At 64.8% G+C, this 21,436-nt stretch carries 20 protein-coding genes and 2 pseudogenes; 17 read left to right on the forward strand and 5 right to left on the reverse strand.

What is annotated here, in order from left to right; translation table 11 throughout:
• Positions 1-62 precede the first annotated feature (62 nt).
• Positions 63-494 (reverse strand): MarR family winged helix-turn-helix transcriptional regulator, encoded by a 432-nt coding sequence (locus NW75_RS06675; protein WP_052192263.1) that lies wholly within the window; start codon positions 492-494, stop codon positions 63-65.
• Between the two features lie 140 nt (positions 495-634).
• Between NW75_RS06675 and NW75_RS06680 the strand changes: the two genes are divergently transcribed.
• From NW75_RS06680 to NW75_RS06690, 3 genes are all read left to right on the forward strand, one after another.
• A complete protein-coding gene (locus NW75_RS06680) occupies positions 635-1,783 on the forward strand; it encodes an HlyD family secretion protein (protein WP_033964359.1) in 1,149 nt (382 codons plus the stop codon).
• Between the two features lie 2 nt (positions 1,784-1,785).
• Complete coding sequence (locus tag NW75_RS06685) at positions 1,786-3,342, forward strand: MDR family MFS transporter (RefSeq protein WP_033964360.1); 1,557 nt, start codon at positions 1,786-1,788, stop codon at positions 3,340-3,342.
• Positions 3,343-3,464: 122 nt separating this feature from the next.
• Positions 3,465-4,850 (forward strand): efflux transporter outer membrane subunit, encoded by a 1,386-nt coding sequence (locus NW75_RS06690; RefSeq protein ID WP_331386013.1) that lies wholly within the window; start codon positions 3,465-3,467, stop codon positions 4,848-4,850.
• A gap of 123 nt (positions 4,851-4,973) precedes the next feature.
• Here NW75_RS06690 and NW75_RS06695 read toward each other — a convergent pair.
• Positions 4,974-6,069 (reverse strand): annotated as a pseudogene (locus tag NW75_RS06695) (IS630 family transposase).
• A 633-nt stretch (positions 6,070-6,702) separates the two neighbouring features.
• Between NW75_RS06695 and NW75_RS26090 the strand changes: the two are divergent.
• The 3 genes from NW75_RS26090 to NW75_RS26100 all read left to right on the forward strand — a co-directional run bounded on the left by NW75_RS26090 (position 6,703) and on the right by NW75_RS26100 (position 10,176).
• The gene (locus tag NW75_RS26090) at positions 6,703-7,518 is read left to right on the forward strand and encodes a hypothetical protein (RefSeq protein WP_231565019.1); all 816 of its coding nucleotides are present in this window, start codon (positions 6,703-6,705) and stop codon (positions 7,516-7,518) included.
• Positions 7,430-8,497 carry a thiamine pyrophosphate-dependent enzyme gene (locus NW75_RS26095; protein WP_231565020.1) on the forward strand — a complete coding sequence of 356 codons (1,068 nt, stop codon included), beginning with the start codon at positions 7,430-7,432 and terminating at the stop codon, positions 8,495-8,497. The genes NW75_RS26090 and NW75_RS26095 overlap by 89 nt, the downstream gene beginning before the upstream one ends.
• A 248-nt stretch (positions 8,498-8,745) precedes the next feature.
• Entirely contained in the window at positions 8,746-10,176 is a 1,431-nt protein-coding gene (locus NW75_RS26100; RefSeq protein WP_269430287.1) for a DUF6537 domain-containing protein, read from the forward strand.
• A gap of 266 nt (positions 10,177-10,442) precedes the next feature.
• On the opposite strand, the gene NW75_RS06705 is transcribed toward NW75_RS26100, so the two are convergent.
• Entirely contained in the window at positions 10,443-10,904 is a 462-nt protein-coding gene (locus tag NW75_RS06705; protein WP_156142981.1) for a hypothetical protein, read from the reverse strand.
• A gap of 228 nt (positions 10,905-11,132) precedes the next feature.
• On the opposite strand from NW75_RS06705, the gene NW75_RS06710 reads away from it, so the two are divergent.
• Positions 11,133-12,098 (forward strand): 3-carboxyethylcatechol 2,3-dioxygenase, encoded by a 966-nt coding sequence (locus NW75_RS06710; RefSeq protein ID WP_033964362.1) that lies wholly within the window; start codon positions 11,133-11,135, stop codon positions 12,096-12,098.
• 89 nt (positions 12,099-12,187) lie between these two features.
• Here NW75_RS06710 and NW75_RS06715 read toward each other — a convergent pair whose 3' ends face one another.
• Both NW75_RS06715 and NW75_RS06720 read right to left on the reverse strand, forming a co-directional pair.
• A complete protein-coding gene (locus NW75_RS06715) occupies positions 12,188-12,970 on the reverse strand; it encodes a 2-keto-4-pentenoate hydratase (RefSeq protein WP_033964363.1) in 783 nt (260 codons plus the stop codon).
• Positions 12,971-12,981: 11 nt separating this feature from the next.
• Entirely contained in the window at positions 12,982-13,767 is a 786-nt protein-coding gene (locus NW75_RS06720; RefSeq protein ID WP_033964409.1) for a 3-(cis-5,6-dihydroxycyclohexa-1,3-dien-1-yl)propanoate dehydrogenase, read from the reverse strand.
• 142 nt (positions 13,768-13,909) lie between these two features.
• On the opposite strand from NW75_RS06720, the gene NW75_RS06725 reads away from it, so the two are divergent.
• From NW75_RS06725 to dmpG, 10 genes and pseudogenes are all read left to right on the forward strand, one after another.
• Positions 13,910-14,746: an alpha/beta fold hydrolase gene (locus tag NW75_RS06725; protein ID WP_033964364.1), complete on the forward strand. Its 837-nt coding sequence runs from the start codon at positions 13,910-13,912 to the stop codon at positions 14,744-14,746.
• On the forward strand, positions 14,743-15,024 hold the full coding sequence (locus NW75_RS06730; RefSeq protein WP_052192264.1) for a hypothetical protein: 282 nt from the start codon (positions 14,743-14,745) through the stop codon (positions 15,022-15,024). The genes NW75_RS06725 and NW75_RS06730 overlap by 4 nt, the downstream gene beginning before the upstream one ends.
• Positions 15,025-15,026: 2 nt before the next feature.
• Entirely contained in the window at positions 15,027-15,848 is an 822-nt protein-coding gene (locus NW75_RS06735) for a hypothetical protein (protein WP_033964365.1), read from the forward strand.
• The gene (locus tag NW75_RS06740; protein WP_052192265.1) at positions 15,845-17,206 is read left to right on the forward strand and encodes an aromatic ring-hydroxylating oxygenase subunit alpha; all 1,362 of its coding nucleotides are present in this window, start codon (positions 15,845-15,847) and stop codon (positions 17,204-17,206) included. The genes NW75_RS06735 and NW75_RS06740 overlap by 4 nt, the downstream gene beginning before the upstream one ends.
• Complete coding sequence (locus NW75_RS06745) at positions 17,203-17,745, forward strand: 3-phenylpropionate/cinnamic acid dioxygenase subunit beta (protein ID WP_033964366.1); 543 nt, start codon at positions 17,203-17,205, stop codon at positions 17,743-17,745. The genes NW75_RS06740 and NW75_RS06745 overlap by 4 nt, the downstream gene beginning before the upstream one ends.
• Positions 17,742-18,179 carry an AMP-binding protein gene (locus NW75_RS06750; RefSeq protein WP_033964367.1) on the forward strand — a complete coding sequence of 146 codons (438 nt, stop codon included), beginning with the start codon at positions 17,742-17,744 and terminating at the stop codon, positions 18,177-18,179. Before NW75_RS06745 ends, NW75_RS06750 begins: the two co-directional genes overlap by 4 nt.
• Positions 18,121-19,011, forward strand: a complete 891-nt coding sequence (locus tag NW75_RS06755) for an AMP-binding protein (RefSeq protein WP_052192266.1) — start codon at positions 18,121-18,123, stop codon at positions 19,009-19,011. The genes NW75_RS06750 and NW75_RS06755 overlap by 59 nt, the downstream gene beginning before the upstream one ends.
• Entirely contained in the window at positions 18,957-19,331 is a 375-nt protein-coding gene (locus tag NW75_RS22770; protein WP_052192267.1) for an AMP-binding enzyme, read from the forward strand. The genes NW75_RS06755 and NW75_RS22770 overlap by 55 nt, the downstream gene beginning before the upstream one ends.
• Positions 19,328-20,266, forward strand: a complete 939-nt coding sequence (locus NW75_RS06760) for an acetaldehyde dehydrogenase (acetylating) (RefSeq protein ID WP_033964368.1) — start codon at positions 19,328-19,330, stop codon at positions 20,264-20,266. Before NW75_RS22770 ends, NW75_RS06760 begins: the two co-directional genes overlap by 4 nt.
• Positions 20,263-21,292 (forward strand): annotated as a pseudogene (gene dmpG, locus NW75_RS06765) (4-hydroxy-2-oxovalerate aldolase). The gene NW75_RS06760 and the pseudogene dmpG overlap by 4 nt, the downstream one beginning before the upstream one ends.
• Positions 21,293-21,436: the final 144 nt, after the last annotated feature.

Consider the following 21,436-nt stretch of genomic DNA (forward strand, 5'->3'; position numbering starts at 1 on the left):
TCTGCGCGAACCGCTCCCTTTCTTTTAGAGCAGTCGTATCGGCTTCATCGGTAGGAGCTAGATCAATCATGCGCCCGGCTTTTCGGGGCGGGAACTTGGGTCTCGGGAACGCTGGCCTTCGTCTCCAGATGGTCGACGAGCCGGTTCAAATGTTTGATCGCTGCGTCGAGACCCTCGAGTTCATCCGCTGTCAGGCTTCCGAAGGTCTGCCCTACGATGTCGTCGTAGAGCGGCATGGCCAGTCCCAACGTGGCCCGGCCGGCGTCTGTTATCTGCACCAGTTTGGACCGGCGATCGTCCGGAGCAGGCGATCGGAACACGAGACCATTTTGCTCGAGCGCGTCGATCGCCTGAGTAACAGTGCGGGGCGCCTGATCGAAAAAGCTCGCAATGTCGGTGGAGCGGCGCGGTTGTTCCGCGAGATACGCGAGCAGTTTTAGTTGGGCCATCGATGCACCCTGACAGGCAAGATAGGCGTCGATCAGCCGCCGCATCCTGTACCAGGTCCAGCCGAAGGTGGTTGCGATCCCACGTATACCCGATTGGTGAGGTTCCATATAATGTGGTATTGCCGAAGCTTGGCCGCCGTGGCAAGTCCCCCGGCTCTTTGAATCGATAGTTGATCGGGAATAGAATGGTGGAAGATCCCACAGTCGGTTCAGGCGACCATGACGATGTCGGCGAGCGGCCCGCTGGTCCGCTCAAGTCGGTACGGGTTCGGCTGGCGCTGTTGGTTGTCGCGGTCGCGATCGTGGGAGCGGGGTTGGTATGGTATTTTGACCATCAGAACCGCGGCAAGTTCATGCAGAAAACCGACAACGCTTATGTGGCGGCGGACTCTGTCGTGGTGGCCCCGAAAGTTGCCGGATATGTCGAGCGCGTGTTTGTCAGCGCGAACCAAGCGGTCCGCAAAGGGCAGCAGTTGGCAGAACTAGACCCTCGCGAATATCGAGCCCAAAGCGAGCAGATCACCAGCCAGATCGACACAGCGAAAGCTGCGGTCGAGACGAGCCGTTCGCAGATCGCTGAACAGCTGGCGACAATCGTCCAGGCGCGTGCTCAGGCGGCCTCGGCGCGCGCCGAGGCCGCCTTCGCGCGGCAGCAGGTTGCGCGCTATCAGCCGCTGGCGGCGTCTGGCGCAGAGCCAGGCGAGCGATTTGCCCAGCTTCAGACGCAGGCACGACAGGCAGATGAGCGCGCCAATGCTGCTCAGGCCGGCCTTACCGCAGCAGAAAGGCGCGTTGGCACGCTTGGTGCCCAGGTACGACAGGCGCAATCGCAGGCCGAAGCTGCTCGTGCTCAGCTCTCAGCCGCGCGTGTGAACACCGAAGCGACGTTGCTCAAGGCAGCGATCGATGGTCGCGTCGGCGATCTCGCTGTCCGGGTAGGGCAGTTCGTACAGCCCGGAACGCGCCTGATGACGCTGGTGCCGGTGGAGCGCCTCTTCATCGAGGCCAATTTTAAAGAGACGCAGCTAGGTCTCATGCGAGTCGGCCAGCCCGTCAGTATCGACGTCGACGCGCTCCCCGGGGTCGAGCTGAAAGGGCGGGTTGCCAGCTTCGCACCGGGCACAGGTGCCCAGTTCTCCGTGCTCCCGCCGCAGAACGCGACCGGCAACTTCACGAAGATCGTTCAGCGCGTGCCCGTCCGTATCGCGATCGATGCGCCGCCCGAAGTCAGGCCCCTTCTGGTTCCCGGAATGTCGGTCGGCATTACTGTCGATACCCGTTCGGCCAAAGGCGACCTGGAGAGAATCCGGCAGGCCGTAAGTCGGAAGCGCTGAGCGTGGCGACGGTTGCTGCATCTCCGGGGACGTTACGCGCCGAGCGAGCCGACTCGACGGCCTGGATCGCGGTCGCGGCCGGCGCGCTGGGCGCGCTGCTCGCGACGCTCGACATCTCGATCGTCAACTCGGCGCTGCCGACTATCCAAGGGGAGATCGGAGCGACCGGCACGGAAGGAACGTGGATCGCCACGGCTTTTCTCGTTGCCGAGATCATCATCATACCGCTGAGCGCGTGGCTGGAACGGCTTTTGGGGTTGAGGACACTTCTCCTCATCTCGGTGACCTCTTTTACAGGATTCTCGGTCCTGTGCGGCACCGCTACGGATCTGATGACAATGATCGTCGGAAGGGCGGGTCAGGGGTTCACGGGCGGCGTGCTCATCCCGACAGCGATGACGATCGTCGCAAAGCGCCTCCCGCCATCGCAACAGCCGATCGGCATGGCCCTTTTTGGAATGACCGTCATCCTGGGTCCGGTTCTTGGCCCCCTGCTCGGAGGCTGGCTCACGGAAAATCTGAGCTGGCATTATGCCTTCTTCGTCAACGTGCCGGTCTGCGGTCTGCTCTTGCTGCTGCTGCTTCTCGGCCTGCCGCACGAGAAAACGAACTGGGTCTATTTCCGCGAGGCGGACTGGTTCGGGATCGTCGGCATGATCCTCGGCCTGGGAGGACTGACGGTCGTGCTTGAGGAAGGGCACCGTGAAGAATGGTTTGAATCGACGTACATCGTCCGGCTGACGATCATGACCCTGATTGGTTTTGTCATGTTGGGTATCGGACAATTCAGGGCCGCCAAGCCTGTGCTTAAGCTGCGGATCGTGATGAATCGACAATTCGGCAGCGTCGTCGTCATGGCGCTGGCGCTGGGCATGGTGATGTACGGCTCGACCTTCGTCATCCCGCAATTCCTCGCGCTGATCGCTGACTATAACGCCCTTGAGACGGGTCAGGTGATTTTCCTCATGGGTGTGCCTGCCTTCTTGCTGATGCCCGTCATCCCGCTGCTTATACGCGTCGTCGATATCAGGCTCGCCGTCGGCACAGGCCTTGCGCTCATGGCCGCCAGCTGCCTCGTCAACACCAGCCTCACCGCGGAATCTGCCGGAGAAGCCTTTACCGCCGGACAGTTACTGCGTGGTGTCGGCATGATCCTCACCATGCTGTTCCTGAACCAGGCCACCATCGCTTCGGTCAGCAAGGAGGATGCCGGTGATGCATCAGGCATCTTCAATGCCGCACGAAATCTCGGCGGGTCGTTCGCTTTGGCCGCCCTGGCCTCCTTTCAGGACCAGCGAATGTCGCTCCATAGCCGGCGGATGGAAGAGACCCTTTGGGCAAACGACCCAAGGTTGCAGGATTATCTCGCCGGCATGGCCAGGACGTTCGGCCAGATGGACGCCGCCCTTCAGTCGCTTGCCGGGACCATTCAGCAGCAGGCCTTCATCATGACGTACAATGACATTTTCCTGGCGATGGCGCTTGCGACACTGGCCACGCTTCCACTCGTTTTGTTCCTGCGCCCGCTGCCCAAAGGGCAGTCCATGGCGATGCATTGAGGCTGCGATGACAAACTTCAGAGGTCTCGTTCTCGCCCCCTTGCTGCTCGGCGGATGTGTCGTTGGCCCGGACTACGCCGGACCGCCGGGATTGGGTCGCGCCGCCCCCCCAATCCAAGTTCGTGCGCCAGACCGCGAGTACGAGCACCAATGACCCCGCAGTTGCTGAGTGGTGGACGGCTCTTCAAGATCCGGTCCTGAACGAGCTTGAGCGACGCGCACTTGCAGCGAATCCGTCGATCGATGTCGCCCAGGCGCGACTCCGTCAGGCGCGTGCATCCGTGCGCCAGGAGCGCGCTAACCGCTTTCCGAAAGCTGGGGCACAAGCGACCGGAATCTTCGCCGACCTTCCCGGGATCGATCTGCAGTCGGCTCAGGGGAACGGCGCAACGCCCCCTTCCCAGGACGCGGATTCCTCTCTCCAGTTTTTCAATCTCGGCCTGAACGCAAATTGGGAAATCGATCTTGCAGGAGGCCAGATCCGAAAAATAGAATCCGCTAACGCACTAGCCGCAGCGGCTTCCTACAACGCGGCAGATGCACACGTTCAACTCGCAGCCGACGTTGCGCAAAGTTATACGAATCTGCGGGACCGGCAGCAGCGCGCCGCTGCACTTCGTGGGGGGCTGGACCTGCAGAAGCAGCAGCTAGGCCTCGCTCGGCAACGCTTTCAGCAGGGCACGGTGCCGGCCTTTGCCATTGGTCAGGCGAACCGCGCCATTCAGGCTACCAACGGCGATCTCGCTACGGCTGAGGCGGAGATCGGAATTTATCTCAATGCGCTCGCCGTGCTTGCAGGGGAGGCGCCAGGGAGGCTCGATTCCTTGCTGGCTGTCCCGCGTGACGTCCCCTTGCCGCCACAGGTCGTCGCCATCGGCGATCCCGCCTCTCTCCTTCGCCGTCGACCCGACATACGCGCCGCCGAGCGCAATCTGGCGGCCACGACCGCCCGGATTGGCGTCGCTGAAGCAGCGCGTTTTCCCAAGATCAGCTTTATGGGGATCCTAGGCATCGGCGGAACGTCTGTCGGAGACCTGGTCGATCTGGGAAATATCTCCAACATTGCCGTGCCCCAGCTACAATGGGGGCTGCTCGATTTTGGACGAACTTCGGCCCAGATAACGCAAGCGCGCGCTGGACGAGACGAAGCCGAGGCACAGTATCGACAGTTAGTTCTAGGTGCGCTTCAGGACGCCGAGAATTCGCTTGCGCGCTTTGCACAGCAACGTCGCAATGTCGCAGCGCTCGCCGAGATCAAGCGATCGGCCGACGAGTCAGACATTTTGACACAACAACGCTTCCAGCGACAGGTCATTACCCGCAGTGACGCACTTGCGTCCGGTCGTCAGAAAGTGCTTGCTGCATCAAACCTTCAAAGTGCTGTTGCGGCTCTTACGGCAAGTTATGTCGCCATTCAAAAGTCGCTAGGGCTTGGGTGGGGGGAACCCACCGATTCAAGCCTGGGTTCTACTCCCTTGAATACTTCTGAAATAATTTCGAAAAACTGATGGTAATCGCTTAGTCCAAGATGGTTATTATTAGTGACTACCCAAATTAACTTAATACGGTTGTGCACAAAGCCTCGCCGCTGTTGAAGTATCATTGAGGCTTTTCTCCAAGATGTGATATCATCAATAGTTCATACCCAAGCGGATCGAATCTAACACTTGGTGCCCGCGCCTGACGGCGGCGATGATTTTATCAGGATCGGCGGTCCAGACGAAGGGTTTTGGGCTCTCGTTGTGCTCGGCGAGGAAGCGGTTGATGGCGGCCTGAAGATCGACGAGCGAGTGGAATACGCCTCGTTTGAGGCGTCGTGAGCCTGGCGAAGAAGCCCTCGACGGCGTTGAGCCACGAACAGGACGTTGGCGTAAAGTGGAAGGTGAAGCGCGGGTGCCGCTCGAGCCACTCGCGGACCTTGGGGTGCTTGTGGGCGGCATAGTTGTCGAGGATCACGTGGATCGCCTTACCGGCGGGGACTTGCGCCTCGATCAGATTGAGAAAGCGGATGAATTCCTGGTGCCGATGCCGATGCCGCTGCATGTTGCGGCCGATCACGGTCCCGTCGAGTATGTTGAGCGCCGCAAACAGCGTGGTGGTGCCGTTGCGCTTGTAATCATGGGTCATGGTGCCGGCTCGCCCCTTCTTGAGCGGCATGCCGGGCTGGGATCGGTCGAGGGCCTGGATCTGGCTCTTCTCGTCGAACGACAGGACGATCGCGTGGGCGGGTGGCGCGATATAAAGGCCGACAACGTCGCGCAGCTTGTCGATGAACTCGGGATCATTGGAAAGCTTGAACTGCCGAACGCGGTGAGGCTGCAGGCCATGGGCGCGCCAGATCCGGTGAACCGAACTGGCGCTGATCCCCGCTTCGCGGGCCATCAGCGCGGCCGTCCAATGGGTCGTCTCACCCGGCGGTTCCTCACGCGTCCCGGTGGCAACCCAAACGAGCACCTCCGGGGTCAGCGGAGGGATGCGCGAAGGGCGGGTCTTGTCACGCAACAGACCTTCAACCCCTTCCTGCATGAACCGCTCCTGCCAGCGCCACACGCACGTCTTGGACGTGTCCGTCCGGCGCATGATCTCGCTGGTGCCGACCCCATCGGCGCTCAGAAGAACGATCTCGGCACGCCAGACGTGCTTCTGAGGGGCGTTACGATCCTTGCAGATCCGTTCGAGACGTTCGCGGTCCGCGGACGTGAGGTCGATGACGATACCACTGCGCATGCCCGCTGACTCGCACGGCCGCAGCCGACTGGGAATCCCTAATCGGACTCAACCGTCAGGCGAGAACCACTAGTCCGCCCTGGTGAGGACCGCGCAAGCGAATTACCGTACTGATCATTGCGATCAGACCATCGGGGCGACCTTCATCGCTGGCTCTCTAGCGATCCACTCGGAGTTACCCGAGCGTTACCCGAGAATCTACCAAATCCCAACTCGCCTCGTCGGCCAAGGTTCTAAGTGATTATTTTCACTGTATAACCTTGGAGCTGCGAAGGGAATCATTCGTTACCGTCGTTTTTCAAGGCGCGCGTTTGAGGTCGGAGGCCGACGTCTGGCCCTCCGCCTTGACCGACGGCGGACTTAGGACACAGTATCGCCGATGGATCGTCCCCGCAGGTCGACCACGTTCCGCAGTCTGTCCACCCGCAGCCGCTCCGCCCTGGCTCCTGCGGACGGGGCGCGCTGAATGGCGCAGGCCACCGCCACCGATGTCCTGATCAAGCGGCTCGGTTGAGTCTGCATTCGGTTTTCGTGGGAGGGCGACAATTCCCGCCGTGCAGCATCGGCAGCCGGCGAACCCTTGTTCCATACTTGACCGCATGGTACGCGAGAATCCGGTATGAGAGGGATAGCATGTCATACGAAGTGGCGCTGAGCGACAAATACATGCTGGATCAGGGGCGCGTGTTCCTGTCCGGCACGCAGGCGCTGACCCGCGTACTCCTGTCCCAGCGGCGATCGGATGCGGCGCAGGGACTCAACACCGGCGGCTTTGTCTCGGGCTATCGCGGCTCGCCGCTGGGCTCGCTCGACACTGCCCTCTGGGCGGCGCGGGGCGCGCTGAAGGACGGGGGGATCGTCTTCCAGCCCGGCGTGAACGAGGAACTGGCCGCGACCGCCGTCTATGGTTCCCAGCAACTCGGCTTCTTTCCCGGCGCGCGCCATGACGGCGTGTTCGCCGCCTGGTACGGCAAGGGGCCCGGGGTCGACCGGGCCGGCGATGCGCTCAAGCACGGCAATCTCGCGGGGACTGCCGCGCTTGGCGGGGTGCTGGTCCTGGCCGGGGACGACCATTCGGCCAAGTCGTCGACGACCGCGCACCAGTCCGAACAGGCGCTCGTCGCCTCGCTAATCCCGGTGCTTTATCCCGCATCGGTTGCCGAATTCCTGGAATTTGGGGCTTTCGGTATCGCGCTGTCGCGCTTTTCGGGGCTGTGGGCCGGCTTCAAGTGCATCAACGACACCGCCGACGCGACCGCGACCGCGTCGCTGGGCGATCCGCTGCGCCGCTGGCTCTGCCCCGAAGTGGAGATGCCCCCCCGAGGGCCTCAACATCTTCCAGGGCGAAACGCAATTGTCGATGGAACGCCGGACGACCGATTTCCGACTGCCGGCGGCACAGGCGTTCATTCGCGCGAACCGGCTCGACCGGGTGCTGCGCGACGGTGATCGCCGGACGCTCGGCATTGTCACCGCCGGGAAGGCCGCGCTCGATGTGATCGAGGCGCTGAATCAGCTCGGCCTGAACGACGCGCGCTGCCGCGCGCTCGGCATCCGCGTGCTGAAGCTGGCGATGACCTGGCCCGTCGAGCCGGACGTGACCAGGGCCTTCGCGCGCGGGCATCGCCAAGTGCTGGTGGTGGAGGAGAAGCGCGCGTTCATCGAACCGCAGGTCGCCTCGCTGCTGTATCACCTCGATGCCGGCGAGCGCCCGGTGCTGACCGGAAAGGCCGATGCGACCGGCCGCCCGTTGCTTCCTCAGAACGGGGAACTCGGACCCACCGAGATCGGCGCGGTCCTGTTCGGCCAGCTCGAGGCGCTCGGCCTTGTCGACGAGCCACTGCGCACGCGCCGCGCGGAGATTGAGGCAAGGCTCGCGGCGGGGAGTGCGGCGTTGACCCCTTTCAACCGCATGCCGTTCTTCTGTTCTGGGTGTCCGCACAACACGTCGACCGTCGTGCCCGACGGATCGGTTGCGCTGTCCGGGATCGGCTGTCACGTGATGGCGGCGATGATGCCGCATCGCAAGCACGTCTGGCCGGTGCAGATGGGGGGCGAGGGGGCCAATTGGATCGGCGTCGCCCCGTTCACGGACACCAGGCATATTTTCCAGAATCTGGGCGACGGGACCTACCATCACTCCGGTTCGCTGGCTGTCCGGGCCGCGGTGTCGGCGGGTATCGGCATCACCTACAAGCTGTTGTTCAACGATGCGGTGGCGATGACGGGCGGCCAGCCCGTCGAGGGGCAAATGACGCGTGGCAGATCGCGTCCGAGCTGTTGCAGGAGGGGGTGCGCAAGGTCGTGGTCGTCGCCGACGATCCCGACAAATATCCGTCCACAGTGCGTTTCCCGGACGGCGTCGCGATCCGCCCGCGCGAGGAGCTGGACGCCGTGCAGCGCGACCTCGCCACGATCGACGGCGTGACCGTGCTGATCTATGATCAGGTGTGCGCGGCGGAGAAGCGCCGTCGCAGAAAGAAGGGGACCTTCCCCGACCCGGCAAAGCGGATCTTCATCAACGACCTAGTGTGCGAGGGATGCGGCGACTGTTCGGTCAAGTCGAACTGTGTCAGCGTACAGCCCCTCGAAACCGAATTCGGCCGCAAGCGTCAGATCGACCAGTCGAACTGCAACAAGGATTTCAGCTGCATCAACGGGTTCTGCCCGTCCTTCGTGACGGTCAGCGGCGGCAACCTGAAGGGGCGTGCAGCCGCCGCCCCGGCGGCTGCGATTCCGCCGCTGCCCGCCCCGCCGCCGCCCGTCGAAGGCGCGCTCGCGATTCTGATCGCGGGGATCGGCGGCACCGGCGTCGTCACCATCGGCGCCGTGCTGGGGATGGCGGCGCATCTCGACGGCAAGTCCGCAAGCATCATCGACGTGACCGGCTTGTCGCAGAAGAACGGGGCGGTGTTCAGCCATCTGCGGATCGCGCCGAGCGATGACGCCATCGCGGCGGCGCGCATTCCGATCGCCGGCGCGGAGTTGCTGCTCGGTTGCGACATGATCACCGCGGGCGGGGCCGAGGCGATGGCGCTGGTTCAGCCCGGGCACACGCGCGGCGTCATTAACGAAAATCTTACTCCCACGGCGGCCTTCACGATCGACACCGGCATAGACTTTGCCGGCGCGCAGACGCTGCGACGGTTGCGCGAAGTGCTGGCCGCGGATTCCGCGTTCGTCGACGCCACGCGGGTCGCGGCCCGCCTGATGGGAGACGCCATCGGCGCGAACATGTTCGTCGTCGGGGTCGCGCTGCAGCGTGGCCTGCTGCCGGTATCGCTGGCGGCGGTGGAACGCGCGATCACGCTGAACGGCGTCGCGGTCGACTTCAACCTGCGCGCCTTCGCGCTGGGCCGGCTGGCCGTGGTCGAGCCCGGCGCCATCGAGGCGCAGCTCGGCGACCAAGTTGCCGCGGTTGCAGAAGGATCGCTCCGGCTGTCGACGGATACCGGCGACGCGATCGAGCGGCGAGCTGCGCTTCTCGCCGACTATCAGAATGCGGCCTATGCCGCGCGTTTTGGTCGGAAGATCGCGGCGATCGCCGCGGCAGAGGCCAGGGTGGCGCCAGGCCGCACCGAGCTCAGCGACGCGGTGGCGCGAAACCTGTTCAAGCTGATGGCATACAAGGACGAATATGAGGTCGCCCGGCTCTATACGTCCGGTGAATTCCGCGCGAAGCTGGGCGAGCAGTTCACCGGCGATTACCGCGTGTCCGTCCATCTCGCGCCGCCATTGTTCGCGCGCAAGGATCCGTTGACGGGGTTGCCGCGAAAGCGAGAGTTCGGGCCGTGGATGCTGGCCGCCTTCGGCCTGCTGGCGCGGGCGAAGCGGCTGCGTGGAACCGCGTTCGACCCGTTCGGCCGTACCGCCGAACGGCGGATGGAACGCCAGTTGGTTCGCGATTATGAGGCGGTGCTCGACAGCATCGCGACCCATCTCGACCCCGTGAAGTACGACGCGGCGGTGGCGCTGGCCCGTTATCCGGACAAGATCCGCGGCTATGGCCATATCAAGGACCGGTCGGTACCCGGCGCCCTCGCCGAGCGCGACAGCCGGCTCGCCGCGTTCCTCGTACCGATCGAGGAACTCCAGGCGGCCGAATGATCGGCCGCCGGACATCGCCGATCTTAAAGTCGGGGCCACTGTAGTTGAGGCGCCGGCGGCCCGCACTCGTCGTCCGGTGCATCGGAGACGAAGCGCGCTTCGATCGCGGCGGCGCAGGACAGGATATCCGCCAAATGCCGCTCGGCGATTTCTCCGGGCACCACTACGCGCCGAAAGAAGATGATATTGATGGCGCCCAGGACCCGCCCGTCGCTGCGGATCGGAACCGCGATCGCGCCGACGTCGGAATCGGCCTGCCCGACCGCTCATGCATAGCCCCGGCGGCGGAAATCCTCGACCAGCGCCGCGACCGCTTCAGGCCGGTGCGGCTCTGCCCCCGGCAGGGCATCGACGAGCTGCAACATCATCGCGCGCGTGCCTGGATCGGCCCCGGCCAGCGTGGCCCGCCCAAGCGCGCTTCCAGCATCGTCCGCCGTCGCCCGACCATGGCGCGGTGAATCGACAGGCGGCTGAACCGGTGCGTACTCTCCTGGATCGTCATCGTGCCGCGATCGAAGGTCGCGAAGTCGCTGGGCCACTGGACGCTGGGGTAGCATCCTGCCCAATTCGACCGCCGCGATATGAACCAGCCGGTCGGTGGGCAGGTAGCCGTCCGACAGCCGCCGAACATCGGGCCGCAACAGCCAGCTGCCGTCACCGGTCGCCTGGACGACCAGATCGCGCGCGGCGAGCGTGTGCAGCAGCCGGTGCACGGTCGTGCGGTCGATGCCGGTACACGGGCCAGTGCGGCGGCGCCCGCGCGGCCGAGGCGGTCAAGCGCCCGCACCGGCTTGTAGGCGGTCCCCATCGGCCTGCGGTGTGCACCAGATGCACCGATCGCGCAACGCGATTGTGGCCCCACCGCGCCCGCCTATCGTTCGCGAACGGATCGTGACCCGTCGCGCGAGCCGCCTCGCCACGCCCTTCAAGCCACGCCTCGGGACAAGGAAACGCCAATGCCGCTCAAGCTCGCCTGCGCCTCCCATTCGCCGCTGATGCGGGATGGGCCTTGTTCCGACGAAGTCCGCAGCGGCGTGTCTCGAGGATTCGCCGCGCTCGCCGCCACGATCCGCGACTTCGATCCCCATTATGTGATCCAGTTCTCGCCGGATCACTTCAGCGGCTTCTTCTACGAGCTGATGCCCGCATTCTGTGTCGGCACGAAGGCGGACGCGATCGGCGACTGGGATACGACGGCCGGACCACTCGACGTCCCGCATGACGAGGCGGTCGCGCTCTCCAGGCACCTGCTGCGCGCCGACTTTGACGTGGCGCAGAGTCATCACATGCGGCTCGATCATGGTTTCGTCCAGATCTGGGAGAGTCTGTTCGGCACCGCCACGGGCCTGCCGATCATCCCGATCTTCATCAATTGCGCCGCGCCGCCGCTTCCGTCCTTCCGTCGGGCTAGGCAGTTGGGCGAAGCGGTGGGCCGGTTCGCCCTGCAGAGCGGAAAGCGAGTGCTCCTCGCCACCTCGGGCGGGCTCAGCCATGATCCGCCCATCCCCAGCTTCTGGAAATCGCCGCCAGAGGTCGCCTCGCGATTGCTCGATCCCCAAAACCCCACTGCCGGGGAGCGGGCAGCGCGCGAGGAGCGCACCAAGGTGGCAGGGCGTGAGGCCCATGCCGGCGGAGGCGCAATCCTGCCCGTCTCCGGCAAATGGGATCGGGGCTTTCTCGATCGCCTCAGCGCGGGACTGACCGGCGAGTTCGACGATCTACACCCCGAGGATATGATCGCGGCCGCCGGTCGGGGCGGCCCTGGAGTGCTGTGCTGGATGGCCGCGATGGCAGCCTTGGCCACCGCGGGACCGACCGAATCCCGGCTGCATTTCTATGAGGCCATCCAGGGTTGGGTCGCAGGCATGGCGATATTCTCCGCAAGGACCGTCTCGCCCGCGTCCAGCCCCGAACAGGCATAACGAGGATTCAGATGAGCGGCATTCCAGGAATATGGAGCGATGTGCGAGGGTTCTGATATTGCGCGGTTTGGAGGCAGCCGGCGGAGCGATTAATCGGCGCAGTCGACGACGAGGTCGGCGAAACCGGACATGGCGAGCCGGTAATGGCGGCCGGCCGTCATCGGCGCCAGCGGTCCGAACGCGCCCGACAGCACGATGTCGCCGGCGGCAAGGGGACGGCCGACCTCGACCATCTTGCGCGCCAGCCATGCCAGCGCCGTCACCGGGCTGCCCAGGCAGGCGGTTGCCGGACCATGCGACACCCGCACGGCGTCCTCGAAGAGTTCCATCGTCAGGGCGTCGATCACGGCGCGGTCGAAGGGGCGGCGGTCGTCGCCGATGGCGTAGCACGCGGAGGATGCGTTGTCGGCGACGGTGTCGGCGATCCTGATCTGCCAGTCTCGGACGCGGCTGCCGACGATCTCGATCGCGGGCGCCATCCACTCGACCGCATCGCCCACCGCGGCTTCGTCGACCGCGGGATCGGTCAGCGCGCGGCGGATGCCGAAGGCCAGTTCGCCCTCCGCGCGCGGCTGCGACACGCTCGCCGCCGCGAAGGCGCCGCCGGGCGCGACCGCCATGTCGGCGAACAGCATGCCGAAATCGGGCTCGCCAACCCCGAGCTGGGCCTGGACCGCGGGTGAGGTAAGGCCGATCTTGCGGCCGACCAGTTGCCGGCCCTCGGCGATCCAGTGGGCTGTGTTGATCTCCTGGATTCGATAGGCAATCAGGGGGTCGTTGGGCACCAGCCGGTCGACGACTGGGTCGATTGCGCCTGTGTGATAGGCCTCGCGCAGCTCCAGCGCGGCACGGTGGACAGCATCCTCGGTCATTCTTCCTCCTGTCAGATCCTCGCCAGCAACCCGCCATCGCTGACGATGACGGTGCCGGTCATGCCGCGCGAGTTATCCGCCGATGCGAGCAGCACGTAGGCGCCGGCATGGTCCTCCGGGGCGGCCGCGAATCCCAGTGGGGTGGCCGCTCCAACTGCCGCGACGATGCGATCGTCATCTTCCAGCCGGCGTCCGGCGCTGCCCAACGAATCGATCCCTGACAGGCCGGTCACGGTGCCGCCCGGTGCGACGGCGTTGACCCGTACGTCGGGTGCCCATTCATGGGCAAGCTGATAGACGAGGCCGCGCACCGCGAACTTGCTTGCGGTATACAGCGCGCCGCCACCACCTCCGCGGAAACTGGCCGTGGAGCAGGTCATCACGAGGCTGCCTCGGACCTCCTTCAAATGCGGGTAGGCTTCGCGAGCCATCAACGCGTGCGACCGCACGTTAATTGCGAACATCTCGTCGTGCGCGGCCATGCAGTCCTCGGGCGAAAGACGGTCGAGCCGCTTGTGCCAATCGAATACTCCGACGTTCGAGATGACGGTGTCGAGGCGCCCGAAGCTGGTGATTGCGGCGGCTACGGCGCGAGCGTTGGCGTCCGGGAGCGAGGCGTCGCCCGCCACCGACGTGCAGGCCGAACCGAGCTCTGCCCGCAGCGTCGCGAGCCCTCTCTCGGCGCGGTCAACAGCGACTACACGCGCTCCCTCGGCCACAAATCGCACAGCGACCGCTCGACCGATGCCAGACGCGGCACCGGTGACGATCGCCACCTGTCCTTCAAGCCACCCCATGCGCATCCTCCCGCCGATCAACATACGCATTGGTATTGTCTGTGGCAATGTCCGTCACTGCGAATGAAACCCTGTCAGTCAGATTGACTTGGAAATTTGGCGATGCTAGGCACAATACCATAAAGTATGGAGAGGCGTTGCCATGGTACTTCCCGACATCGGCCGCACCATTACAATTGGTGGCGTGACCACCAACTATCACGAAGCAGGCGCCGGCCGCGCGGTCGTGTTGCTGCACGGCTCCGGGCCGGGTGTGACGGCCTGGCAGAACTGGCAGCGAATCATTCCCCGACTGGCGGAGCGCTATCGTGTCATAGCTCCCGACATTGTAGGTTTCGGCTTCAGCCCCAAGCCTGAGGGTGAGAAGCCTGGCATCAAACTATGGCTGGCGCACCTCGAGGGCATCCTTGATGCGCTCGAGATCGAGGAGGCGACGCTGGTTGGCAACAGCTTCGGCGGCGCCCTGTCGCTGGCCATGATGGCGCGCCATGCGGATCGTGTCCGCGCTTTGGTGCTTATGGGGACGCCCGCAGGCGAGTTCGAGCAAACCGGGGGCCTGGCGGACAGCTACGCTTTCGAACCCAGCTTAGAGAATATGGGCGCAATGATGCGCCGCTTTCCCTTCGATCCCGCGATCGTGAGCGACGAAATGATCGCTGCGCGTTTCGCAGTGGCTCAGCACAACACCGGGCTTGAGACGATACGCGAGCTTCAGCCCCGTCCGACGGACGGGAGACCTGCGACGGTACGCGGTGTCCCGCTCGATCAACTGGAAGCCATCGATGTGCCGACGCTGATTCTGCACGGTCGAGAGGATCGCATGATCCCGCTCGACGTCGCGGTCCGGGCACATCGCCACATTGCCAATTCGCAGCTGCATGTGTTCGGCCAGTGCGGCCACTGGGTGCAGTTGGAGCGCGAGGAGGAATTTCTGGCGCAGGTCTTCATGTTCCTTGCAGCAACGGAGTCGCCGCGATGAGCCTCAACGCTGTCGAGCAATGTGTATTCGACCTTGGTAATTCGGGGCGGGTGCGCAAGGGTTATTCCGCCGAGCCTGAGGCCTTCCTGGCGCGCTACGCGCTGAGCGACGAGGAGAAGGCCCTTATTCGTGAGATGGAAGTCGCTGAACTCTTCCGGCGCGGCTTGAACCCGATGTTGCTGATGGGATTCTATATGGGTTTTCATGGGCCCGCGTCGATGGCTGACTATCTGAGCAAGATGCCGACCCTTGCATCGACGCTCGGCACGGGAGAGTAATGATGGGCAAGATAGTGGGCGGCTTCATGATGCCGCACGATCCAACGGTCTTCATTAATCCCAAAAAGCTGGACAACAGCCACCTGATGGACGCGTATGCCGAAATCCGGCGCCGTATCGTTGCGCTCGGGGCGACCTCCGCAGTGATCGTCGGCGCCGATCATTACATCCTGTTCACCCCGAAATGCCTGCCGCAGATCCTGATCTGCCTGGGTGAGCTCAATGGGCCTGTGGACCAACTGCCGGGACTGCCCGGCCGTCCGATCCCGCACAATGCCGCGCTTGCCGGGTACATCTTCGATCATGCCCAGGATGTCGGGTTCGATCTGGCGGTCGCGCGGTCGCTCGGCGTGGATCACGCCATCGGGGCGCCGGCTCACCTCTGCCTGCCGGAGGACGGCTCGGTGAAGACGGTGGCGGTTTATATGGCAAGCGGCGTCGCGCCCTACCTGCGGCTGCGCCGCGCGCACGCATTCGGCGCGATGGTGAAGGCTGCTGTCGAGGCCGCGAACGACGAAGAGCGCGTCGTGGTGCTGGGTAGCGGCGGCATCAGCCACTGGGTCGGCACGGGCGAGATGGGACGTACCAACCCGGCGTTCGATCGAATGGTGCTCGATGCCATAGTCGCGGGCGACGCGGACTCGCTGCTCGCTCTGACCGACGAGGGAATCCTGCGCGAAGGAGGCAATGGCGCGATGGAGATACGGCATTTCCTGGCCGTGATGGGCGCGATGCCCGGCGGCTCGGGCGAGGTGATCGCCTATGACGCGTGGGAGGGTGCAGTGACCGGCCTGGGTTTCGCTCAGATGAGACCGGCGGCATGACCACGCCGCTAGGGCAGGGCATTACGCCGGCGGAGCTGCCGCGCGACCGGGCGCCGGCCCCGGATTCCGCACCGCTCGATGCCGCGACGATACGGGCGATGGTCGACGGCGAACAGGGCTGGATCGATCGGCGGATCTTCTGGGATCCCCAGGTCTATGCGCTGGAGATGGAACGTATCTTCGCGCGCTGCTGGATCTTCGTGGCGCATGACAGCCAGATCCCGGAGGTCGGCGATTTCGTCACGACCTATGTGGGTGAGGACGCCGTCATCGTCGCGCGGGCCCGCGACCGCCGGGTGCATGCCTTCATCAATTCGTGCAGCCACCGCGGCAACCGCGTGTGCTTCGCCGAGGCAGGCAGCGCGCGACGGTTCACCTGCAACTTCCATGGCTGGTCCTATGCGCTGGACGGGTCGCTGTCCGGGGTGACGGCCGAGGAACTTTACAAGGACAACCCCAGCTTCGACCGCAGCAAGCTCGGGCTGCATAATGCGCGGGTCGAGAGCTATGGGGGCATGCACTTTGCCTGTTTCGATCCGGAGGCGCCTTCGCTCGCGGATTATCTTGGCGACTTTCGCTGGTATCTCGACGTGCTGCTCGACAACGATGAGGGCGGGATCGAGTTCATCGACGGCAACATCAAGTCGCGGCTCAAATGTAACTGGAAGTTCCCGGCCGAAAACTTCGTCGGCGACGCGTACCATGCGACCTGGACGCACAGCTCCGCATTGCAGGCGCTGTTCGGCGGCGCGCCGACAATGAAGGCGGATCGATCGTTCCAGGTCAACGCCAATGGGCATGGCTGGGAGTTCGGACTCGACTTCATCGGCAACGCCGCGACTCTGTGCGAGCCGGAGATCGTAGACTATCTGCGCGAGAACGAAGCAAAGTTCGCCGAACGCCTCGGCAAGATGCGGAGCCGAATGGTTGCCTCGCTGAGCTCCGCGACGGTATTCCCCAACCTGTCCTTCCTTGCCGGGCACAACACCTTCCGCACCTGGAATCCGAAAGGCCCGAGCGAGACCGAGCTTCACACCTGGGTGTTCCTCAATCGCAACGCGCCGGACAGCCTGAGGGAAAAATACCGGCGTGGCGTCATGCTAACGTTCTCGCCGGCGGGGATCTTCGAGATGGATGACGGGGAGAATTTCGAGCATTGCACCGCGTCGAACGCGGGCGTGGTCACGCGCCGTCGCAAGCTGCATACCGGCCTTGGCCTCGGATCGGAGGTCGACCACCCCGAACTGAAGGGGCATGTGCACCGCAATCAGGTGAACGAGGCCAATCACCGCGCTTTCTATCAGCGCTGGAGTGACCTTATGACCGCACCCCGCTGGTCGGACGTGCCGGCACGATGAGCGGCATCGAAGGCAATGCGGGGGCCGCCCGCGTCGACCGCGACCTGGCGTTCGAGATCGAGCAGTTCCTCTATCGCGAGGCGCGGCTTCTCGACGCGGAGCGCTATGACGAGTGGCTGGCGATGATGGCGCCCGACATCCATTACTGGATGCCCGGGATCCAGGCCCGCTACCGCGCAGACAGGGCGGACGTGCTCAGCCGGACGCGGATGGCGTTTTTCGACGACGACCTGGATTATCTGACCAAGCGCGTCGATCGCGCCAAGCAGACCACCGCCTGGGCGGAGGACCCGCCCACCCGGCACTTCCACATGGTCGGCAACGTCGAGGTGGAGGCGACGGCGCTGCCGAACGAATGGGTGGTCCACTCGCTCGTCCACAATCTACGGCACCGCAACGAGACAGAAGAGCAGACGCTGACAGCCCGCCGCCAGGACCTCGTCCGCCGTGACGGGACCGGAGCGTTGAAACTCGCGCGTCGGCTCATCCGCCTGCAACAGACGGTGTTGCAGGCAAAGAACATCAATACGTTCTTATGAACGGCGTGACGCAGGCGGGTGGCGGGCCGTCGCCGGCGGATGACGACGCGGCGTTCGACCGCGCCGACTTCGCGACGGTCGTCGACATGTTCTGGGAGGCGGTCGACGCGGCGGGCGACCGCATCGCCCTGATCGATGGCGAGCGGACGCTGAGCTACCGCGACTATGGCGCCGCGGTCGCGGCCCTGGCGGCGCGGCTGGTGGCGATCGGCGTGGGGGGGGAGCGGGTCGCGATCCAGGTGCCGAATTCGATCGAGGCGAACGTCGCGATCTACGCGGCGCTGGCCGCCGGCGCGCAGGTCGCGCTGCTCAATCCGGGCTATGGCGCGGATGAACTGGCGCCGCTCTTCGACATCGCCCGGCCCAAGGTCATCATTGCCGGGGGTCGACGGCGCGCGGGCGGCGCGCGGGATCGCCGCTGCGCACAGCATTGACCACCTGCTGGCGGTCGGCGAAGGCGACCTGTCAACACCGGCGCTGGTGGCGCAGGCCGCCACGCGGCCGGCGGTGAGGATCGACCGCGGCGATCTGGCCACCTTGCTTTTCACCGGCGGCACCACTGGCGTGCCGAAGGGCGTCGATCGCCCCCACGGCACCCTGGTCGAGATAGTCCACGGGATGCATCAGGCGTGGCCGACCCGCATCGACCAAGAGGTGTGGCTGAATGTCGCGCCGGTGTTCCACGTCTGGGGTTCGCTGATGGGGTGTCTCAATCCCGTCTATTGCCGCAGCCCCGTGGTGATCATATCCCGCTACCAGCCCGATCTGGTCCTTGCCGCGCTGGAACGGCACCGGGTGACGGTGTTCAGCGGCGGGCCTGCCGCGATCTATGTCGGCCTCCTTGCCGCAGCGGGAATCGATCGCACCGACCTGTCGTCGCTGCGCATCTGTCCCGGCGGCGGATCGCCGTTCCTGATGGAGACGCTGACCACCTGGTATGCGCGGACTGGGGTTCCGATCCTCGAAGCCTTCGGCATGACCGAAGGCGGGCCAATCTGCGCCAACCCGACCGACGGCACCCATAGGTTCGGCACCGTCGGGCGGCCGCTGCCAGGGCTCGAGGTTTCGATCGCGGCGCTCGACGATCCGGAGCGCGCGGTGCGACGGGCCAACTGGGCGAGATCCGCATCCGTGGATCGCGCGTCGTCCACGCCTATCGCGGGCAGGGCGCGGGGCGGGCGGATGGCTGGCTGTACACCGGAGATGTCGGCGTGTTCGACGCCGACGGCTATCTCCGGCTGGTCGACCGGACCAAGGACATGCTGATCGTCGGTGGCTTCAACGTCTACCCGCGCGAGATAGAGGAAGTGCTGGCGCGCCATCCCGCTGTCGCCGAAGCGGCGGTGGTGGGGACGCCCGACGCGCGCAAGGGCGAGGTGCCCGTGGCCTTCGCGCGGCTGCGCGACGGGGCAACGGCCAGCCCCACCGCCCTCGCGGATTACTGCGCCGCCCATCTGGTCGCGTACAAGCGTCCGCGTTCGGTGACGCTGATGGACGCGATCCCCAAGACTCCTGCGAACAAGATCTGCCGCAAGACGCTCGCAGGCCTTGCGGCGGAGCAGCAGCCACCAGGAGAGAACGAGTGAGTAGAATCAAGGCAGCCATCATCGGCTCGGGCAATATCGGCACCGATCTGATGATCAAGATGCTGAAACGGCCGGGAAATATGGAACTGGTCGCTATGGTGGGCATCGATGCCGGCTCGGAAGGGCTCGCGATGGCAAGGGAACGAGGCGTGGCGACCACGCACGACGGGATCGACGGACTGGTAGGGATGGACGCCTACCCGGACATCGGGATCGTGTTCGATGCGACCTCCGCCTATGCGCACCGCCATCACGACGCGGTTCTGCGCCGTGACGGCAAGCAGGTGATCGATCTGACGCCGGCAGCAATCGGTCCGTTCACGGTGCCGCCGGTCAACATCGACGAGCACCAGGACGCACCGAACGTCAACATGGTGACCTGCGGTGGTCAGGCGACAATCCCGATGGTCGCCGCGGTCAGCCGGGTCGCGCGGGTTCGCTACGCCGAAATCGTCGCGTCCGTATCGTCTCGCTCGGCGGGGCCGGGAACGCGCGCCAATATTGACGAATTCACGCGCACAACCGCACGCGCCATCGAAGTCGTCGGCGGGGCCGAGCGCGGGAAGGCGATTATCATTTTGAACCCCGCGGAGCCACCTATGATCATGCGCGACACAGTGTTCACCTTATCGGACATGGCGAACGAGGATGCGGTGCGCCGTTCGGTCGCGACGATGGTTTCGGCGGTGCAGCGCTACGTCCCCGGCTACCGGCTCAAACAGGAATTGCAGTTCGAACGGTACGGCGCGAACCGGCCGCTAGTGATCCCAGGACAGGAGGATTTCGTGGGTCTGAAGACGGCGATCTATCTGGAGGTCGAGGGCGCGGGTGATTATCTCCCCAGCTACTCGGGCAATCTCGACATCATGACCGCATCGGCCCAGGCCACCGGCGACGCAATCGCCGCACGCAAGCTTCGGGCGGCAGCGGCATGACCCGCGATCCCGATCGGCGGCTCTATATCCAGGACGTGACGCTGCGCGACGGCATGCACGCCGTGCGCCACATGTACACGCTCGATCATGTCCGCGCGATCGGCCGGGCGCTCGACGAAGCGGGGGGTCGATGCGATCGAGATTGCGCATGGCGACGGTCTTTCGGGCGCTTCCCTGAACTATGGGTTCGGCGCGCAGACCGATTGGGAATGGATCGCAGCGGTCGCCGACGTGGTGGAGCGTGCCGTGCTGACCACGCTGATCCTGCCCGGCATCGCGACGGTGGACGAACTGCGGCGGGCCTACGAACTCGGCGTCCGTTCGGTGCGGGTGGCGACGCATTGCACCGAGGCGGACGTCGCCCGGCAGCATATGCGGATCGCGCGCGACCTCGGCATGGACGTGTCGGGCTTTCTGATGATGAGCCACATGATCGATGCGGAGGCGCTCGCGCAGCAGGCGCTGGTGATGGAAAGCTGCGGCGCGCACTGCGTATATGTCACCGATTCCGGCGGTGCGTTGGACATGGACGGGGTGGCCGACCGGCTCCGCGCCTATGATCGCGTGCTCAAGCCGGAGACCGAGCGCGGGATGCACGCGCACCACAATCTCGCGTTGGGCGTCGCCAATTCGATCGTCGCTGCCCAGGAAGGCGCGGTGCGGATCGACGCCAGCCTGGCCGGGATGGGCGCTGGTGCCGGCAACGCGCCCTTGGAAGTGTTCATCGCTGCGATCGATCGTAAGGGATGGCAACACGGCTGCGACGTGATGAAGCTGATGGATGCCGCAGAGGAACTGGTCCGCCCGCTCCAGGATCGGCCGGTTCGGGTCGACCGCGAAACCCTGACGCTGGGATATGCGGGGGTCTATTCCAGCTTCCTGCGTCATGCCGAAAAAGCGGCTCTCGAATATGGCCTCGATACCCGCGAGATCCTGGTGGAACTCGGCCGTCGCAAGATGGTCGGTGGCCAGGAAGACATGATCATCGACGTCGCGCTCGACATGCTCAAGGCCCGCGTGGCCTGATCGAAAGACCCTTTCATGAGTGAAGTGCTTATTGCCGTCCCCGAAGCCGACGGCATGGGCGATGGCGACGTCCGCCGCCTGTGTTCGCCAGCGACGGCCCGGTCGCGCTCTTCCGCATGGATGGCGCGTTTTACGCCATCGCCG

The sequence above is a fragment of the Sphingomonas sp. Ant H11 genome, assembly GCF_000797515.1.
In the GTDB taxonomy this organism is placed as follows: Bacteria; Pseudomonadota; Alphaproteobacteria; order Sphingomonadales; family Sphingomonadaceae; genus Sphingomonas.

Excerpts from the sequence above, each read along its gene's own strand:
- NW75_RS06745 (WP_033964366.1), top strand. The coding sequence starts at position 17,203 with ATGAGCGGCATCGAAGGCAATGCGGGGGCCGCCCGCGTCGACCGCGAC.
- NW75_RS06715 (WP_033964363.1), bottom strand. The coding sequence starts at position 12,970 with ATGACCGAGGATGCTGTCCACCGTGCCGCGCTGGAGCTGCGCGAGGCC.
- NW75_RS26090 (WP_231565019.1), top strand. The coding sequence starts at position 6,703 with ATGTCATACGAAGTGGCGCTGAGCGACAAATACATGCTGGATCAGGGG.
- NW75_RS06675 (WP_052192263.1), bottom strand. The coding sequence starts at position 494 with ATGCGGCGGCTGATCGACGCCTATCTTGCCTGTCAGGGTGCATCGATG.
- NW75_RS26095 (WP_231565020.1), top strand. The coding sequence starts at position 7,430 with ATGGAACGCCGGACGACCGATTTCCGACTGCCGGCGGCACAGGCGTTC.
- NW75_RS06750 (WP_033964367.1), top strand. The coding sequence starts at position 17,742 with ATGAACGGCGTGACGCAGGCGGGTGGCGGGCCGTCGCCGGCGGATGAC.
- NW75_RS06730 (WP_052192264.1), top strand. The coding sequence starts at position 14,743 with ATGAGCCTCAACGCTGTCGAGCAATGTGTATTCGACCTTGGTAATTCG.
- NW75_RS06720 (WP_033964409.1), bottom strand. The coding sequence starts at position 13,767 with ATGGGGTGGCTTGAAGGACAGGTGGCGATCGTCACCGGTGCCGCGTCT.
- NW75_RS06740 (WP_052192265.1), top strand. The coding sequence starts at position 15,845 with ATGACCACGCCGCTAGGGCAGGGCATTACGCCGGCGGAGCTGCCGCGC.
- NW75_RS06710 (WP_033964362.1), top strand. The coding sequence starts at position 11,133 with ATGCCGCTCAAGCTCGCCTGCGCCTCCCATTCGCCGCTGATGCGGGAT.
- NW75_RS06735 (WP_033964365.1), top strand. The coding sequence starts at position 15,027 with ATGGGCAAGATAGTGGGCGGCTTCATGATGCCGCACGATCCAACGGTC.
- NW75_RS06725 (WP_033964364.1), top strand. The coding sequence starts at position 13,910 with ATGGTACTTCCCGACATCGGCCGCACCATTACAATTGGTGGCGTGACC.
- NW75_RS06680 (WP_033964359.1), top strand. The coding sequence starts at position 635 with ATGGTGGAAGATCCCACAGTCGGTTCAGGCGACCATGACGATGTCGGC.